This is a genomic window from Streptomyces spororaveus (genome assembly GCF_016755875.1).
Lineage (GTDB): Bacteria > Actinomycetota > Actinomycetes > Streptomycetales > Streptomycetaceae > Streptomyces > Streptomyces spororaveus.
In genome coordinates this window covers 8118085-8132751 of sequence record NZ_BNED01000005.1, presented here as the reverse complement: position 1 = coordinate 8132751, position 14667 = coordinate 8118085, and the positions used below count along the sequence as shown (strand labels likewise).

The window sequence follows — 14667 nt, the reverse complement described above, 5'->3', positions numbered from 1 at the left end:
AGGGAATTGAGGTGCGCGCGGGCCGCGACCTTGGCAGGCTTCCCCGGTGAATCATGAACAGATCTCCGGGATCGCACACGCCGACCACCCCATAAAGGCCCCGCTCGCCGACGATTCGGTACGCCGACTGCTCGAACACGGCGCACCGCGCGACGGAGGGCGGGCGCTCGATCTGGGGTGCGGTACCGCGGAATGGCTGCTGCGCGCCCTGTCCCTGCATCCCCGCCTGTACGCCGAGGGCGTGGACACCTCCGAGGTGTCCGTGGAGCACGCCCGCCGGTCGGCGGGCCTGCACGGCGTCGCGGAACGCCTGGTCCTGCACCAGCAGGCGGCCGCGGACTTCGTCTCCGAGCAGCCCTTCGACCTGGTGCTCAGCGTCGGGGCCACCCACGCCTTCGGCGGCCTGCTGCCGACCCTCGCGGCGGCCCGCAAGCACCTGGCTCCGGGCGGCCGGGTGCTGCTCGGTGAGAGCTTCTGGGACGGTGAGCCCTCGCCGGAGGCCGTCGAGATCTTCGGCGAGCTCCACGACCTGGCGACCACCGTGGACCTGATCGTCGCCGACGGGTGGGCACCCGTCCACGCCCACGTCAGCACACGCGGGGAGCTGGACGCGTACGAGTGGTCCTGCCTGGGCTCGCTGGCCTCATGGGCTCTCGACCACCCTGACGACCCGAACGCCGCCGAGGTACTGGCGACCGCCCACGCACGGCGTGCGGAATGGCTGAAGGGGTACCGGGACAGCTTCGGCTTCCTCTCCCTGGTCCTGCGTCCGACCCCGTAGCCCGGACGCGTCCCGGTGTGACGACGAGGGAGTGCGGGCGGCGGCGGCCGCCCGCACTCCGGCGCCGGGGACCCGGGACCGACACCGAAACGGCGCGGTCCGACGGGCGACGCGGGCGCCCGCGCGAGTCCCCTACGCGAGGCCGTCGGCGACCAGGCCGGCGAGGACCGCCTGCCCCAGGGCCTGCACGGCGGACTGGGGGCGGACCATCACGGTGAACTCCTTGATGCGGCCCGACTCGTCGAAGTGGAGCAGGTCGATCCCGTGGATCTCCCGGCCGTCCACCGCGGCGCGGAAGAGCAGCACCTCCGCCGGGGCCTCCCGGCCGTCGGAGCTGGTCTCGGCCGCGCCCTCGAAGTCGCCGACGTAGCGGAATTCCTCGAACACACGCAGCAGGACCCCGAAGAGGCCCAGCACCATGGGCCGGCCCTCGAAGGGGGTGAACTTCACCGGGCTGTAGAGCCGGACGTCCTCGGTGAACAGGTCCTCCAGCGCGGCGAGATCCCGCTTCTCCACGGCGGCGCGGAAGCGTTCGGCAGTCTCCATGACCCCTCCTCCTGCTCATACTCATGAATCTGACTAGTCACTTTCATGAGTATGATGCAGGGGTTGGCGAGGAAGGGGAAGGGGCGACCGCGATGGCCTTGCGACATGCCGTACTGGCGGCACTGCTGGACGGCGAGTTCAGCGGCTACGAACTGGCGAAGTCCTTCGACATCGGCGTCGCGAACTTCTGGCACGCCCTGCCCCAGCAGCTGTACGCCGAGCTGGCCAAGCTGGAGAAGGAAGGGCTCGTCGAAGGCCGCGAGGTGGTCCAGGAGACCCGGCCCAACAAACGCCTCTTCCAGGTCACCGAGGCCGGCCGCACCGAACTGGAGGAGTTCGCCGCGGCCCCGCTGAAGTCCTCCGTCATCCGTGACGACCTCCTCGTCAAGGTCCAGACCGCCGACCGGATCGGCATCGAACCGGTGATCGCGCAGCTCGAAGCGCGCGCGGCCGCCGCCGACGCCAAGATCGAGCTGCTCGGCAGGGTGCTGCGCAAGATGCGCGGCGACATGGACGAGGAGGAGTTCCTGCTCCACGGCGAGCGGATCGGCGGGTACCTGACGGGCCTGCGCGGCCTCGCCTTCGAACAGGGACACCGCGACTGGTGCCGCCGCAGCGCGGCGATCCTGAAGGAGAGGCCGACCCGTGCCGAACGGTGAATACCTGCGCTACGTCGCCCTGGGCGACAGTCAGACCGAAGGCCTCGGCGACGGGGACGACACCGTGGGCCTGCGCGGCTTCGCCGACCGGTTCGCCGAACACCTCACCGCCGTCAACCCCGGCCTCCGGTACGCCAACCTGGCCGTCCGGGGACGTCTCGCCGGGCAGGTCCGCGCCGAGCAGCTGGGCCCCGCCCTGGAGCTGCGCCCCGACCTGGCCACCGTCGTCGCCGGGGTCAACGACATCCTGCGGCCCCGGTTCGACGCCGCGGAGGTCGCCGGCCACCTGGAGGAGATGTTCGCCGCGCTCACGGCCGCCGGGGCCCACGTGGCGACCGTGACCTTCCCCGACCTCGGGAAGATCGTGCCCCTCGCCCGGCCCGTCGCGCCGCGCATCGCCGATCTCAACGACCGGATCCGCGCGGCGGCCGCCCGCCACGGGGTCACCGTCGCCGAGACCGCCCGGCCGGCCGCCGTGAGCGACCCGCGGATGTGGACCGACGACCGGCTGCACGCCAGCCCCGTCGGCCACGAACGGATCGCCGCGGCCCTCGCCCACGCCGTGGGCCTGCCCGGCAGCGACGACAGCTGGACGCACCCGCTGCCACCGGCGCCGAACGCTCCGGGTGGTTCGACCATGGCGGCCGAACTGCGCTGGGCGGCCGCGTTCCTCGGCCCCTGGCTGGGCCGCCGCCTCCGCGGCCGCTCCTCCGGCGACGGCCGCACCGCGAAGCGCCCGGCACTGCAGCCGCTGGGTACCGCCTAGGAAGGTGTCCGACGGCCCTTCCGGCGTTCGAGCCAGGACCGCTCCAGCGCCGACAGCGGGGGCACCGGTACCGGACCGGTCGCGCTGTAGACGGCGATGGGGTCCTCCGGATCGGACCACGAGGCGACCTTGACCAGCAGGTACACGTACTCGCCGCCCCCGGGCAGCGGGACCGGGACGCTCTCGGGCGCGGGTGGACCCGGCACGCATCGGCCGACGTCCTCACCGTAGGGCCCAGCGCCGAAGAGCGCGTGCATCCAGCCGCGCGGCGGCCTGCCGGTCAGATCGAAGACGTCCTCCATACCCTCCCCCTCGGTTGCGGAGATCGTACGGCCGCGGAGGCCGTGACGGCGCTCCCGGCCCGTACGCGGTCACCGCTTGCGCGGCCACCATCCCGCACGCCTTCGCGAGCCGCGCGGACCGCGCTCGGGCAGCAGGGGCGGTGCCAGGGCGAAGACCACGGTGATGTGCGCACCTCCGCGCGGGCCGTGCCCGATGCGCATCGAGCCCCCGGTGACGTCCGCGGCCCTGCGGGCGATGTCGAGGCCGAGCCCCGAGGATCCCGTACTGCTCCCGCGCGAGAGGGCCCGGTCCGGTTCCGGGATGCCCGGTCCGGAGTCCTCCACGACCAGTTCCACGGCCTGGGCGGTACGGGCGACCCGCACCCCGAACGCGGTGCCGGGCGGGGTGTGGCTGAAGACGTTGCCGATGAGCGCGTCCACCACCGCGGCGATGTCGTCGTCGCTGAGGCTGACCGCCGTGGGCTCCTGGGTGAGGTCGAGGGAGCAGGAGCGGTCCTGCTGCTCCGCCAGGACCGCCCAGAAGGCGGTCCGGCGCCGCACGACATCCGCGGCCTCGCAGCGGGGCCCCTCGGACGGACCGCCCCTGCCGGTCGTCTGCCGGGTCGTACTCGTTTCCGCGCTGCGCATGCCGTGGCCCATGGGGCCCACGGCGAGCGGTGTCCGCGCCGCCGCGATGATGGCCTGGAGTTCGGACTCCAGTGCGTGCACCGCGGCCTCGACCCTGGCCGACTCCGGCGTGCCGGCCATACGCTCCGATGCCAGGTGCAGGGCGGTCAGCGGGGTACGCAGCCGGTGGGACAGGTCGGCGACCAGTTCGCGCTCGATGGCGAGCAGTTCGGTCATCCGGTGGGCCATGGCGTTGAAGGCGACGCCGGCGTCGCGCAGTTCCTTGGGGCCGGCGGGCTCCACCCGGGTGTCCAGGTTGCCCTGACCGAGGGTGTGCGAGGCCTGGGCGAGCTGCTTGGAGGACCGGACGACCTTGGCTCCGAGCCGGTCGGCGACCAGCACCGAGCCACCGACCAGGCCGACCGCGAGCAGGAGCATGACCGCCCAGGAGGCCTTGACCCCGCGGGTCAGTTCCTCGTCGGGGACGAAGTTCTCGATGACGGCGACCCGGTCGCCGGGGAGCACCACCGGCTGCAGGCAGATCCATCCGCCGGGAATCTTCTGGGAGATGGACTCGCGTCCCTGCTGGGCCCGTTCGAGCAGTTTCACGGGGGCCTGGGAGTCGCCGAGGCTCTGGGCGTCGGGCAGGTGGACGACCAGGTGCTCGGCCGAGTCGAGTCCGGCGGCGGATTCCCGCAGTGCGGACGGATCCGTGGTGAGGGTGAGGACGGGTGCGAGGGCCGCGGCGCGCTGCTCGGCCGCGGTGACGCTCTGCTCCTTGACCAGCGACATCACGAGTGCGCCCAGGGGTATGAGGAAGGAGAGGGCGACCATGGACGTCACCGCGAGCGCGACTCCCGCCAGTGAGCGTCTCACCGCGGGGCCACCAGCTTGATGCCGACGCCGCGGACCGTCAGCAGGTAGCGCGGAGCCGCCGCGCGTTCGCCGAGCTTGCGGCGCAGCGACGACAGGTGCACGTCGACGGTCTGGTCGTCGACGTAAGGCTCGCGCCAGACCTCGGTCAGCAGCCGGCGTTTGGAGACGACCTGGCCGGTGTGGTGGGCCAGGAAGGCGAGGAGGTCGAACTCCCGCCGGGTGAGGTGGAGCTCCCGTCCGGCCAGGTACGCGGTGCGCGCGCCGGGATCCACCGCCAGTTCGCCCACGGTGGTGGCGCCCATCGGGTCGGCGGCCGGCGCCGGCCGGGCCCCCTGCCCGGTGTGGGCGACGCCTGTGGGGGCCACGTGGCTGGTGCGCCGCAGGACGGCGGAGAGGCGGGCGATGAGCTGTCCTCCGGAGAAGGGCTTGACCAGGTAGTCGTCGGCGCCCGCGTTGAGGAGCTTGATGATTTCGGTCTCGTCGTCGCGAGCGGTGGCCACCAGGACGGGGACGGAGGATATGCCCCGGATCATGCGCAGTGCGTCTCCCCCGTCCAGATCGGGCAGCCCGAGGTCGAGGACCACCGCGTCGACGGGCGTCTGGGTGACCTCGCGCAGAGCGCCGAATCCGTCGCCCACGCTGCGTACGGCATACCCGTGCTCCGCCAGGACCTCGATGAGTGACTGGCGGATGCTGGGGTCGTCTTCCACGACCAGGACGCTGGGCATGGGCACACCTTAGGGGTTCGGTCCGGACACCCTTCTAGTGGGCGGCGAACGCCGGGCCGTCGTCGGTGAGACGCAGGTGTACGGGGTGGTCGGCGACCGGAATCGTGCAGCCCTCCTTCGTGCTGCAGCTCGCGTATCCGAGCAGCACCGTCGCGTCCCCGTTGCCGTCGGCCCGGATGGGCAGGGTGGTGGTGACGGGGCCGTCGGGATAGACGGGCATGGGGGCGTCCACGCCGGGCACGTTGACGGACCGCACGTCGGCGGCGGCCGTCAGCTTCCCGTCGGCCTTGAGCACTCCGGTGACGCCGACCGCGGTCGGCCGGCCCACGCCTTCCACGCCGGTGGGCGGAAGTTCGGTGCTGTACAGGTGGAAGCCCTTCTTCTCGGGGGTGAAGACGGCGGTCAGCGTGCCCTTCGGGGCGTGCCAGTCGGTCACCGAGAGAGTGACGGTGACCCCGTTCTCGGTGAAGCTGGTCGCGGGCGGCGGCGCTGCGGCAGCGGCCGCCGTGCCCTTGACGTCCTTGCCGTCCTTGGCCTCGTCGGCCGACTGGTCGCCGCAGGCCGTGAGTGCGGCCAGGGAGAGGAGGGCGACCACGGTCGGGGCCGTCCGGGTGTGCCTGATGCGCGGGAAAACGTTCATCTGTGTCTCTGTGCCTCTTGTGTCAGGGGATCGGGAAGTCCGGAAAAGCGAGCGGTCTCGGCCGGTCACACGGCGGTGGTGAAGTCCGCGCTCCACAGCTGGAGCCGGTACACCAGGTCGTTCCACACCCCCGTGGCCAGCAGCACGCCGACGAGCACGAGCATCCCGCCGCCGATCCGCAGGACCCACGGGTAGTGGCGTTTGACCAGGCCGAAGGCGCCCAGGGCCCGTCGGAAGGCGAGCGCGGCCAGGACGAACGGCAGCCCCAGGCCGAGACAGTACGCCGCCATCAGCAGCGCCCCGCGGGCGGCGCTGGCCTCGCTCCAGGCCAGCGCCTGTACGGCGCCGAGCGTCGGGCCGATGCAGGGGGTCCAGCCGACCGCGAACACCGCGCCCAGCGCGGGCGCGCCGGCCAGCCCGAGCGCGGGACGGCGGTGGCTGCGGAACTCCCGTTGGGTGAATCCCGGCAGGAACCCCATGAAGGACAGGCCCATCAGCACGGTGAAGACACCGAGCACCTGGGTGATCACCTCCTGGTGGGCCAGCAGGGTGCGGCCGAAGTAGCCGAAGAGAGCGCCCCCGGAGACGAGAACCGCCGTGAAGCCGAGGACGAACAGCAGCGCTCCGGCCGCCATCCGGCTGCGGCGCCCGCCGCGGGCCTGCGCCAGATCGGAGACCGAAAGGCTGGTCACGTAGCTGAGGTAGCCCGGTACGAGCGGCAGCACGCACGGCGAGAGGAAGGAGACGAGTCCCGCGAGGAACGCCACCGGAGCGGCGACGGCCAGGGTCCCCTGGAGGAGCGAGGGGGTGTCCGCGGCGGCGAGCGCCAGGCCCGTCGTCATGACGCCTCCTCCGTCACGCGGGCGAGCAGCGGGTTCAGTTCGTCCTCGGTGATCGCGCCGCCGATGCTGACGGCGATGCGTCCGCGGCGGTCGATCACGAGGGTCGAGGGGATCGCCTGCGGGTTGAGGAGGGCGGGGGGAAAGCGGAGCAGGAGCTCGCCGGTGGGGTCGTGGAGGCTGGGGAAGCCGAGGCCGTGCGCCCGTACGAAGGAGCGGGCCGCCGCGCGGTCCGGGTCGCGGGTGTTGATCCCGAGGAAACGGACGCCTTGGTCCCGGTGCTGCCGGGCGATCCGTTGCAGGTCGTCGGCCTCCGCCCGGCAGGGGCCGCACCAGGACCCCCAGACGTTGAGGACGACGACGTGCCCCCGGAAGCCGTCGAGGCGGACCGGCTTCCCGTCGAGATCGCCGCCCGCCAGCGCGGGCGCGGCGGGCCGGTCGGCGGGGTCGATGACCACGGCCTCGGCCGCGGTCCTGACCGCCGCCCGGGCCTCGGTCGCCGGTCCGGTCGCCGGTCCGGCCGCCGCCTCCGCGCGGCTGCCGTCGGCGGCGACCGTGCCGAGGGCGGCGACCGTGCCGAGGGCGGCGAAGACACAGCCGGCCACCGCCGCCACGAGAGCGGCTCCGGCCAGGGCCGCCGTACGCATCCGGGCCCGGCCCGGGCCCGCCGGTCTCACGAGGCCCACTTGCGCAGGAAGGCGTTGATCCCCTCCGCCGTGAGGGACGGGTTGCCCGTCGTGTGGGTGTCGGTGCGCACCTTGCCGGACGAGTTGACGACGATCAGCACGGGCATCGTGTAGGTGCCGCCCGAGGGGCTGTACTTGCGCAGGAGCGCGGAGTTGGCGGAGCTGTTGCCGCCGATGTCGATCTTGACCAGGTGGTACGAGGCTCCGAGGATCGCGGTCGTCTGCGGCTGGGCGAACACCTTGTCGGCGGCCTTGCAGTTGCCGCACCAGTTGGCGCCGAAGTCGAGCAGCACCATCCTGCCGTCGGCCTTGGCCGCGGCCAGTGCGGCGTCGATCTGCTTCTGCCCGTCGGCCGAACTGTCGTAGCCGGGGCCGGGAACCCGGGCCGGGGCCGACGCGGTGGACGTACGGGCGGGCTTGGGGGCGGCCGAAGTGCTCCGGGTCCGGGAGGGGGTCGGCGAGGAGGAGGCCTGTGCGGTGGCCGACGCCGAAGGCGAGGCCGACGCGCTCGGGGAGGCTTCGGTGGACGCGGAGGCCGACGGCGCGAGGGCGGCGAGGGCCTCGGCGGACTGGCCGGCCGTGGTCGGCGAGGCGGAGCCGACGGTCTCGGTGGAGGGCCCGCAGGCGGCGCACAGCCCCGCCGCGACCACGGCCGCGGCGACGAGGGGCAGCCGAACGCCCCGGGGCGCGGCGGAGCGGGGCTGCGCGGCGTGGCCGGCACGGACGGGTCGGAGTATGCGAGAAGTCATGGCGAAGACACCCCAAGGCGCGCTGAGAACTACGGGACGGGCGAGCAGCCCCCCGACTCGGTGAAGCCGACGGTCCTGCGGCCGGCCGGGGCGATGTGCCCGGGCGCCGAAGGCCGATCGGCTGACGTGAGCATAGGACCGCGACGGGCCCTGCGAACCTCCTGAGCGCGATCTTGAGGTTCCCCTAAGGAAGAGCTCACCTTCCGCTTCGCCGGGAGCCGTCCGATGCGGGCACAAGGGGCACAAGGGGAGCTGAAATCCCGCGAAAGGGGTCAGGAGCGACTCGGCGGTGCGGACCGGCCGAAGCGGTCACGCCGCACCGGTCCGGCCGGTGCGGCGTCGGGCCACGGTCCGGCCGGCCCGCCGTCAGAACGACGTCTCGCGGACGCTGGCCTTGGCCGTCGGGTCGATCGTCGCGGTGACGACCGACCGGTGGTCCGAGCTGCTGAAGGTGACCGTCAGGGTGTCGTCGTCGCTCTGTGACGTGGTCGCCTTGAAGCCGCGGCTCGGGACCGCGGAGATCAGGCACACGCCGCGGCTCCCGTACCGCACCGTCACCTTGCCGCCCTGCGAGGGGACGGTGTGCAGGCCCGGTCCGCCGTTCACGCAGTCGACGACGGGCTTCGGTGCGCTCGTCCGGGCGGCCGGCGAGGCCTTCGCGGACGGGGAGGCCGGAGCCGACGGGGTCGGGGCCTCGGTCGCGGTGGGCGAGGGGCTCGGGGACGCGGAGACGGTCGGGGACGGCGGTCCCGGCGACGGGCTCTGCGCCGCCAGCCACGCGGGCGGCGAGTCGAAGACCATGGGGGCCGACCGGGCCACCGGGGGCGTATGGCTGGTGGAGCCGACCACGAACTGGACCGTGGCGAGCACGGCCGTCACGCTGGTGGCCGTGCACGACAGCCATATGAACAGGTAGCGCGGAAATCGAGGCACGGCCCCATAGTGGCCGACGGACCGGGCGGCGCGTCACCGCCTCCCCCTGCTCGGCGCGACGGAGCGCCCGCCGCCGCGGTGTCACGGGCGCGAACACGTACGTCCTCCTGACCCGCGTACGGGTCGGAGGACGTGTGCGGCTCGACAGCCGGGGGGCGCCGGGGGTGCCCCCAGAGGGAGGGTTCCTACTTCCCCGTTCCGAAGTCCTGCGTCCACCACGGGCCGCCGTCGCCCTTGTGCACGCCTATGCCGATCTCCCGGAAGGCGCAGTTGAGGATGTTGGCCCGGTGTCCGGAGCTGTTCATCCACGCCTTCATGACCGCGTCGGCGTCCGACTGGCCGCGCGCTATGTTCTCGCCGAGGCGGGACCACGCGTAACCGGCGGCCTCCACTCGCGTGGTCATGGTGGAGCCGTCGGGGCCGGTGTGGGACATGACGCCGCTGCGGGCCATGGTGTCGCTGTACGCGCGTGCCGCGGCGCTCAGCTTGCCGTTCACGCTCAGGGGGCCGCAGCCGGCCGTGGCCCGCTCCTTGTTGACCAGGGCGAGCACCGCGGATTCGGAGTCGCCTGAGGAGCTGCCGGAACCGCCCGACGAGCCTCCGGAGGAACCGCCGGACGATCCCCCGGACCCGCCGGACCCGCCCGAGGTGCCGGAACCGCCGCCGCTGCTCCCGCCCGACGTACGCGGGGGCTTGCCGGCCGGGGTGGATCTGGCCGGGCTGCTCTCCTCGGCCGGGGCCTTCGCCGGAGCCGCGGACTCCGTGCCTTCGGCGGCCGGCGTCCCGGGCGGCAGCGAGCCCGTGGCCGCCGCGGCATCGGCGGTGACCTCCGGGAGCGGCGCGGTGGGGCTCGCCGTCCCGGCCGTGTCCGCGGGGGTCGGCGTCCCGGACTTCCCGCCGGTGGCGCCGTCGGCCCGCTGGTCCGCCTGCGTACCGCCACCGGAATCGGCCACGGCGACGCCGACCGCCACCGCCGCGGCGGCCGCGGTGAGGGACAGGACGATGCGCGTGCGCATCGCCTTCTTCCGCCGCGCCTCGACGCGGGACGGGGTAGCGGGAGTTCGGCTGCTCATGCCTGTAGCACCTCACAGAGGGAGAGGGGGTGGGTGCGACCGAGCCTAGGGTTGTGATCAGTGAAAACCGCGCGCTGGAGGGGTACTTCACGTTCCCTTAAGGAAGCCCGCAGGGTCGGTTCAGGGGACGACCCGGGCCATCCCCTGACCATTCGGTCGATACGGACGCGGCGAGTCCGGCGTCCCTGGCGGGACGGGCGCGCTCCGGCGGCGTGTGATCATGTCCGTCGACAGATCCGCACCTCATGGGGGGACCATGCGCACCCGCACCACCACCGCCACGACCGGTCTCGTGACCGCGCTCGCGGCGCTGCTCGTCCTCACCGGCTGTACCGGGTCGGGAAGCGGCCGGCCCGCGACGTCGAGTTCCGTGGCCACCGTGCCCGCGCAGAGCGGCGGCGGGTCCGGCTTCGAGGGGCCCCGGCCGCAGGACCAGAACCTGTTGGCGTGGACCGGGGACCCCAATGACGCGGGACATGTCACCGCCCAGTCGTCGGCCGGGGTCGGCGGCCGGGTCACCCTGGTACGGATCGTCCTGCGCGAGCAGATCACCTGGTCGAACGTGTGGCTGGGCCTGGCCGGCATCGACCCGAACGCCCAGCTCGCCAACTGCTACCTCGGTGTGTACGACGCCACGGGCACCCTCGTCGCGACCACCCCGGACATCTCCCCCCAGTTGATGACCGACGCGATCGCCAAGCCGTTCGCCCTCGGCAAGCCGTTCACCGCCGCCCCCGGGACCTACTTCATCGCCCTGCTGCTCAACGGCACCTGGGCGACCAACGGCCTCACCCTGAAGTCCACGGGCGCCGGCATCTCCGTCAACGCGGGCCTGGCGCCGCCGAACCTGCGGTACAGCACCCTGCTGACGGGTCAGACCTCGCTGCCGCCCCGCGTGAACCTCGCCGAGCAGTCCGTGAGCACCATCAACACCGGCTGGGCCAGCCAGTGGTACGCGGTTTCCTGACCCGCGGCCCCTCCCCGCTCACACCCGGGTGACGGCGGCCGCCGGTACCCCGGCGCAGCGGGCGGTACCGGCCGATTCGTGCTCGTACCAGGCGGAGTCGACGACCCTGCCGTCGGGGAGCGTGTGCAGGGCCGGGCCCTCGCACTCGACGAAACCGGCGGCCTCCAGAGCTCCCCGGCAGCGGTGGTTGGAGGTCTCGGTGCCGGCCGACACCGACTCCAGGCCCAGGTGTTCGTGGCCCAACCGGGCGGTCGCCTCGACGAGTTCGGTGCCCAGGCCCCGGCCGCGGAAGTCCGGGGCGAGCTGGATCCCGATGGCCCCGCCGTTGCCCGGGGTGAGCGAACTCATCCCCGCCACCAGGCCCGTGGCCGCGTGGACGGCGAGCAGTCGGTGCGCCGCGCGCGGGTCCGGATCCGGGAGCACCACCGGCCGTACCAACTCCCGCCGTACGGCTCGGGGGAAGGCCCGCAGCCGCTCGGCGCGGTTTCCGTCGTGGATGCCGAGGAGGTGCGCGGCGGTCTCGGGGGTGACGAGCGTGTCGGGGTTCCATCCGAACCAGCGCTGTGCGTCGCTGTCGGAACCGGCCGCGACGCCTATCTCCGCGTCCAGGTGGTCGCGGGGGGTGTAGAGGACCAGTCGTGCGGTCCGTATCGCGTGGCGGCCTCCGCCGCAGCGGACGGGCACGGGCTGCGGGCGGCGCGGTCCCAGGCCCCGGATCATCGGTGTGTCCTCACGCGGGAACTGTATGCGGCCCCCGCGTGCCCGGTGCCGACGGGTCAGTCCCGGATGGAGACGATCTTGCGGGTGGCCAGGTCGGCCTGGACGTACACCTTCGTCGTACCGCTGGCCCAGGTCAGCGTGACGGTGGCGTCGGTGCGGCCCGTTCCGCTTCCGGTGGAGGCGACCTTCCATCCGAGCGGCACGTTCTGCGCGCGGAGCACGCCGTCCGCGTGGTTCGCCTCCTCCCACTTCTTCAACTCCGCCTGGAGCCGGTCCGAGAGATAGAAGGAGCGCAGGCGCTCGGCGGTCGGCCCGTCCCCGTCGTAGACCGCGTCGATGTAGGCGCCGTAGAAGTCGGCGATCCGGGTGAAGGCGCTCTCGGGGCTGCCCGAGACGGACGGGGCCGGGGCCGCGGCCCGGGCTGCGACCAGGGCCGGCGTCCCCGCCGCCGGTCCGTTCGCGGAGGCGCTGGTGACGAGGGCGAGGGTGAGCGCGGCGGCGGCCGCGAGGGTGAGGGTGGCGGTCCGCCTGGCCGGGAGCTTGGACATCTGCTGAGCCTTTCCTCGTGCTGAGTGGCTGTACCGACCGACGCGGTCCCGGCCCGGCCCGGTTCGCGGAATGCGAGAAATGGCCGAAAAATCACACCTCTGGCCGTATCGGGCCTGACAGGGCCCCGCCCGCATACCGGCCGGCCCCTCGTACGGCGGCGCGATCGCATCGCTCGACCGGGGGACGCCCGCTCCGGGGCGGAATGCCCCGCCCGGGAAGGGGGTTGGTGCGAACGCGACACTGATCCCGGATGCACTGGAGAGCTCATGAAGATCGGCATCATCGGCGCGGGCAACATCGGCGGCAACCTCACCCGCCGCCTCACGGCCCTCGGGCACGAGGTCTCGGTGGCGAACTCGCGCGGTCCCGAGACCCTGGCCGCGCTGGCCGAGGAGACCGGCGCCACCCCCGTCACCGTGGCCCAGGCAGCGCGCGGCGCCGAGATCGTCGTGGTCACGATCCCCTTCAAGAAGGTGCCGGACCTGCCGGCGGGCCTCTTCGCGGAGGCGGCCGAGGGCTTCGCGGTCATCGACACCGGCAACTACTACCCGCGCCAGCGCGACGGCCGGATCGCCGGTGTCGAGGACGAGGGTCTCACCGAGAGCCGCTGGACCGAGCGGCACCTCGGGCACCCCGTCATCAAGGCCTTCAACGGCACCTACGCCCAGGACATCCTCGACCGGCACCGGCCCGCGGGCGCCGCGGACCGGATGGCCCTTCCCGTCGCGGGCGACGACGCCGCGGCGAAGAAGACCGTCCGCGCCCTGATCGACGAACTCGGCTTCGACACGGTCGACGCGGGCGGCCTCGACGAATCCTGGCGCCAGCAGCCCGACACCCCCGTCTACGGACTGCGGGAGGGCGTCGACGCGGTCACCAAGGCCCTCGCCGAGGCCTCCCCGACCCGCCCGGCGGACTTCCGCGGCTGACCGGTACCACGGGGCGCGCCCCGGCGGCCCGGCGCGCGCCCCACCCGGCGGCATATGCCGGTGAGTGGCCTACCATGCGGACATGAGTGATCGTGCGATGCAGGAACCGACCCTCCTCCTCCTGACCGCGCTCGCGGACGAGCCCCGGCACGGGTACGCGATCGCGCGCGAGGTGGAGCTGATCTCCGGCGGGCGCGTCAAGATGCGGACCGGCACCCTGTACGGGGCTCTGGAGCGGCTGTTGGGTCAGGGGCTGATCGAGGTGCGCGAGGAGCAGATCGTCGACAGTCGACTGCGCCGCACCTACGGCCTCACCGCCGAGGGCCGGCAGAGCCTGGCCGCCGAGGCGCGGCGGATCGCCGCCACCGCGCGCGAGGCGGCACGCCGCCTGGGCCTCTCCGGAGAGACGGCCACGGCGTGAACCCGCGTCTGCTGCGCCTGTACCCGGCCGGTTTCCGACGCGCCTTCGGCGACGAGCTGGCCGAGGCCTACCGGGAGGCGACCGAGGGCGCCGGCCCGGTCACCCGGCTGCGGGAGGCCGGGGACGTCGTGGCGCACGCGCTGCGGCTGCGCCTGCGGGTGGGTTCCGCGCACCGCGGCGGGCGCCTCTTCGCGGCGGCCGCTCCCTTCGCGCTGGCCGCGACGGGCGCGCACGCGGCGTTCCGCCTCGCCTCGGCCCTCAACCGGGCGTACGTCACCGGTCGCCCCGACTTCGAGACCCCGCTCGGGTACGCGATCAACGGCTTCTGCGCACTGGCCCTCTTCGGCACGGTGGTGGCGCTGGGCGGGCGCTTCGCCGTGGGCGCGCGGACCGCGTTCGCCGGGGTCGCGGGAACCGCGGTGTGCTTCGTGGTCGCCGCGCTGCCGGGCGCCCTGGAGATGCCGCTGGAACACGTGGCCTACCTGGCCCCGCCGCTGGCGATCGCCGCACTCCCGCTGCTGTGTCCCCCGGACCTGCGCCCGCCCGGCCGGATCCGGACCACGTCGGGGCTGGTGGCGCTGCTGCTCTGGGCCCCGCTGTCCGTGGCGCTGCTGGGTCTGCTCGACGCGGGCGGTGTCGCCATGATCCCGCTGTGGCGGTTCGCCGTGACCGTAACCGCCGCCCTGGCGCTGGCGGGCCGCCCCGCCCTCTCCGGGATCCGCACTTCCGGCGAGTTCGCCCTGGCCGCGGCGCCGTTCCTCGTCGTGGGCCACTTCGCGGGGGTGGTCAGCGAGGACACGGCGCTGCCGTGCCTGACCGTGCTCGCGTCCACGGGCCTGGCCGTGCGCCTGTGGCGCCGCAGGCGATCGGACCGGGCCGGCCGCGCCTGAGCCGGCG

Annotated in this window: 19 protein-coding genes; 7 read left to right on the top strand and 12 right to left on the bottom strand. The window is 73.5% G+C overall.

Annotated features, from left to right (window positions below):
- Positions 1 to 46 precede the first annotated feature (46 nt).
- On the top strand, positions 47 to 781 hold the full coding sequence (locus tag Sspor_RS39195) for an SAM-dependent methyltransferase (RefSeq protein WP_202203372.1): 735 nt from the start codon (positions 47 to 49) through the stop codon (positions 779 to 781).
- Between the two features lie 132 nt (positions 782 to 913).
- Here the strand turns inward: Sspor_RS39195 and Sspor_RS39190 are convergent, their stop codons facing one another.
- The gene (locus Sspor_RS39190; RefSeq protein ID WP_202203371.1) at positions 914 to 1327 is read right to left on the bottom strand and encodes a nuclear transport factor 2 family protein; all 414 of its coding nucleotides are present in this window, start codon (positions 1325 to 1327) and stop codon (positions 914 to 916) included.
- A 92-nt stretch (positions 1328 to 1419) separates the two neighbouring features.
- Here Sspor_RS39190 and Sspor_RS39185 point away from each other — a divergent pair, with 92 nt between their 5' ends.
- Together Sspor_RS39185 and Sspor_RS39180 are read left to right on the top strand one after the other, a co-directional pair.
- On the top strand, positions 1420 to 1986 hold the full coding sequence (locus Sspor_RS39185; protein WP_202203370.1) for a PadR family transcriptional regulator: 567 nt from the start codon (positions 1420 to 1422) through the stop codon (positions 1984 to 1986).
- Complete coding sequence (locus tag Sspor_RS39180) at positions 1973 to 2752, top strand: SGNH/GDSL hydrolase family protein (protein ID WP_202203369.1); 780 nt, start codon at positions 1973 to 1975, stop codon at positions 2750 to 2752. The genes Sspor_RS39185 and Sspor_RS39180 overlap by 14 nt, the downstream gene beginning before the upstream one ends.
- Here the strand turns inward: Sspor_RS39180 and Sspor_RS39175 are convergent.
- The 9 genes from Sspor_RS39175 to Sspor_RS39135 form a co-directional block, all read right to left on the bottom strand.
- The gene (locus Sspor_RS39175; protein WP_202203368.1) at positions 2749 to 3054 is read right to left on the bottom strand and encodes a hypothetical protein; all 306 of its coding nucleotides are present in this window, start codon (positions 3052 to 3054) and stop codon (positions 2749 to 2751) included. The two genes, Sspor_RS39180 and Sspor_RS39175, sit on opposite strands and share 4 nt — an antisense overlap.
- Before the next feature lie 69 nt (positions 3055 to 3123).
- Complete coding sequence (locus Sspor_RS39170; protein ID WP_202203367.1) at positions 3124 to 4536, bottom strand: sensor histidine kinase; 1413 nt, start codon at positions 4534 to 4536, stop codon at positions 3124 to 3126.
- On the bottom strand, positions 4533 to 5264 hold the full coding sequence (locus Sspor_RS39165) for a response regulator transcription factor (protein WP_202203366.1): 732 nt from the start codon (positions 5262 to 5264) through the stop codon (positions 4533 to 4535). The genes Sspor_RS39170 and Sspor_RS39165 overlap by 4 nt, the downstream gene beginning before the upstream one ends.
- A gap of 34 nt (positions 5265 to 5298) precedes the next feature.
- Positions 5299 to 5904 carry a hypothetical protein gene (locus Sspor_RS39160; protein WP_202203365.1) on the bottom strand — a complete coding sequence of 202 codons (606 nt, stop codon included), beginning with the start codon at positions 5902 to 5904 and terminating at the stop codon, positions 5299 to 5301.
- A gap of 65 nt (positions 5905 to 5969) precedes the next feature.
- A complete protein-coding gene (locus Sspor_RS39155) occupies positions 5970 to 6746 on the bottom strand; it encodes a cytochrome c biogenesis CcdA family protein (RefSeq protein ID WP_202203364.1) in 777 nt (258 codons plus the stop codon).
- Entirely contained in the window at positions 6743 to 7429 is a 687-nt protein-coding gene (locus Sspor_RS39150; RefSeq protein WP_237404236.1) for a TlpA disulfide reductase family protein, read from the bottom strand. Before Sspor_RS39150 ends, Sspor_RS39155 begins: the two co-directional genes overlap by 4 nt.
- Complete coding sequence (locus Sspor_RS39145) at positions 7417 to 8178, bottom strand: thioredoxin family protein (protein ID WP_202203363.1); 762 nt, start codon at positions 8176 to 8178, stop codon at positions 7417 to 7419. The genes Sspor_RS39150 and Sspor_RS39145 overlap by 13 nt, the downstream gene beginning before the upstream one ends.
- Positions 8179 to 8544: 366 nt before the next feature.
- Positions 8545 to 9111, bottom strand: coding sequence for a hypothetical protein (locus Sspor_RS40935; RefSeq protein ID WP_237404235.1), 567 nt, complete (start codon positions 9109 to 9111; stop codon positions 8545 to 8547).
- A gap of 185 nt (positions 9112 to 9296) precedes the next feature.
- Positions 9297 to 10184 carry a CAP domain-containing protein gene (locus Sspor_RS39135; protein WP_202203362.1) on the bottom strand — a complete coding sequence of 296 codons (888 nt, stop codon included), beginning with the start codon at positions 10182 to 10184 and terminating at the stop codon, positions 9297 to 9299.
- A gap of 256 nt (positions 10185 to 10440) precedes the next feature.
- Here Sspor_RS39135 and Sspor_RS39130 point away from each other — a divergent pair, with 256 nt between their 5' ends.
- A complete protein-coding gene (locus Sspor_RS39130; protein WP_202203361.1) occupies positions 10441 to 11151 on the top strand; it encodes a hypothetical protein in 711 nt (236 codons plus the stop codon).
- 18 nt (positions 11152 to 11169) lie between these two features.
- Here the strand turns inward: Sspor_RS39130 and Sspor_RS39125 are convergent, their stop codons facing one another.
- Both Sspor_RS39125 and Sspor_RS41240 read right to left on the bottom strand, forming a co-directional pair.
- Positions 11170 to 11871 carry a GNAT family N-acetyltransferase gene (locus tag Sspor_RS39125; protein ID WP_202203360.1) on the bottom strand — a complete coding sequence of 234 codons (702 nt, stop codon included), beginning with the start codon at positions 11869 to 11871 and terminating at the stop codon, positions 11170 to 11172.
- Between the two features lie 56 nt (positions 11872 to 11927).
- Positions 11928 to 12419, bottom strand: coding sequence for a hypothetical protein (locus tag Sspor_RS41240; protein ID WP_202203359.1), 492 nt, complete (start codon positions 12417 to 12419; stop codon positions 11928 to 11930).
- A 24-nt stretch (positions 12420 to 12443) separates the two neighbouring features.
- Between Sspor_RS41240 and Sspor_RS39115 the strand changes: the two genes are divergently transcribed.
- The 3 genes from Sspor_RS39115 (at position 12444) to Sspor_RS39105 (ending at position 14660) form a co-directional block, all read left to right on the top strand.
- Positions 12444 to 13349 carry an NADPH-dependent F420 reductase gene (locus Sspor_RS39115; RefSeq protein ID WP_272934865.1) on the top strand — a complete coding sequence of 302 codons (906 nt, stop codon included), beginning with the start codon at positions 12444 to 12446 and terminating at the stop codon, positions 13347 to 13349.
- 82 nt (positions 13350 to 13431) lie between these two features.
- Positions 13432 to 13770, top strand: coding sequence for a PadR family transcriptional regulator (locus tag Sspor_RS39110; RefSeq protein WP_202203358.1), 339 nt, complete (start codon positions 13432 to 13434; stop codon positions 13768 to 13770).
- Positions 13767 to 14660 carry a hypothetical protein gene (locus Sspor_RS39105; RefSeq protein WP_202203357.1) on the top strand — a complete coding sequence of 298 codons (894 nt, stop codon included), beginning with the start codon at positions 13767 to 13769 and terminating at the stop codon, positions 14658 to 14660. Before Sspor_RS39110 ends, Sspor_RS39105 begins: the two co-directional genes overlap by 4 nt.
- Positions 14661 to 14667: the final 7 nt, after the last annotated feature.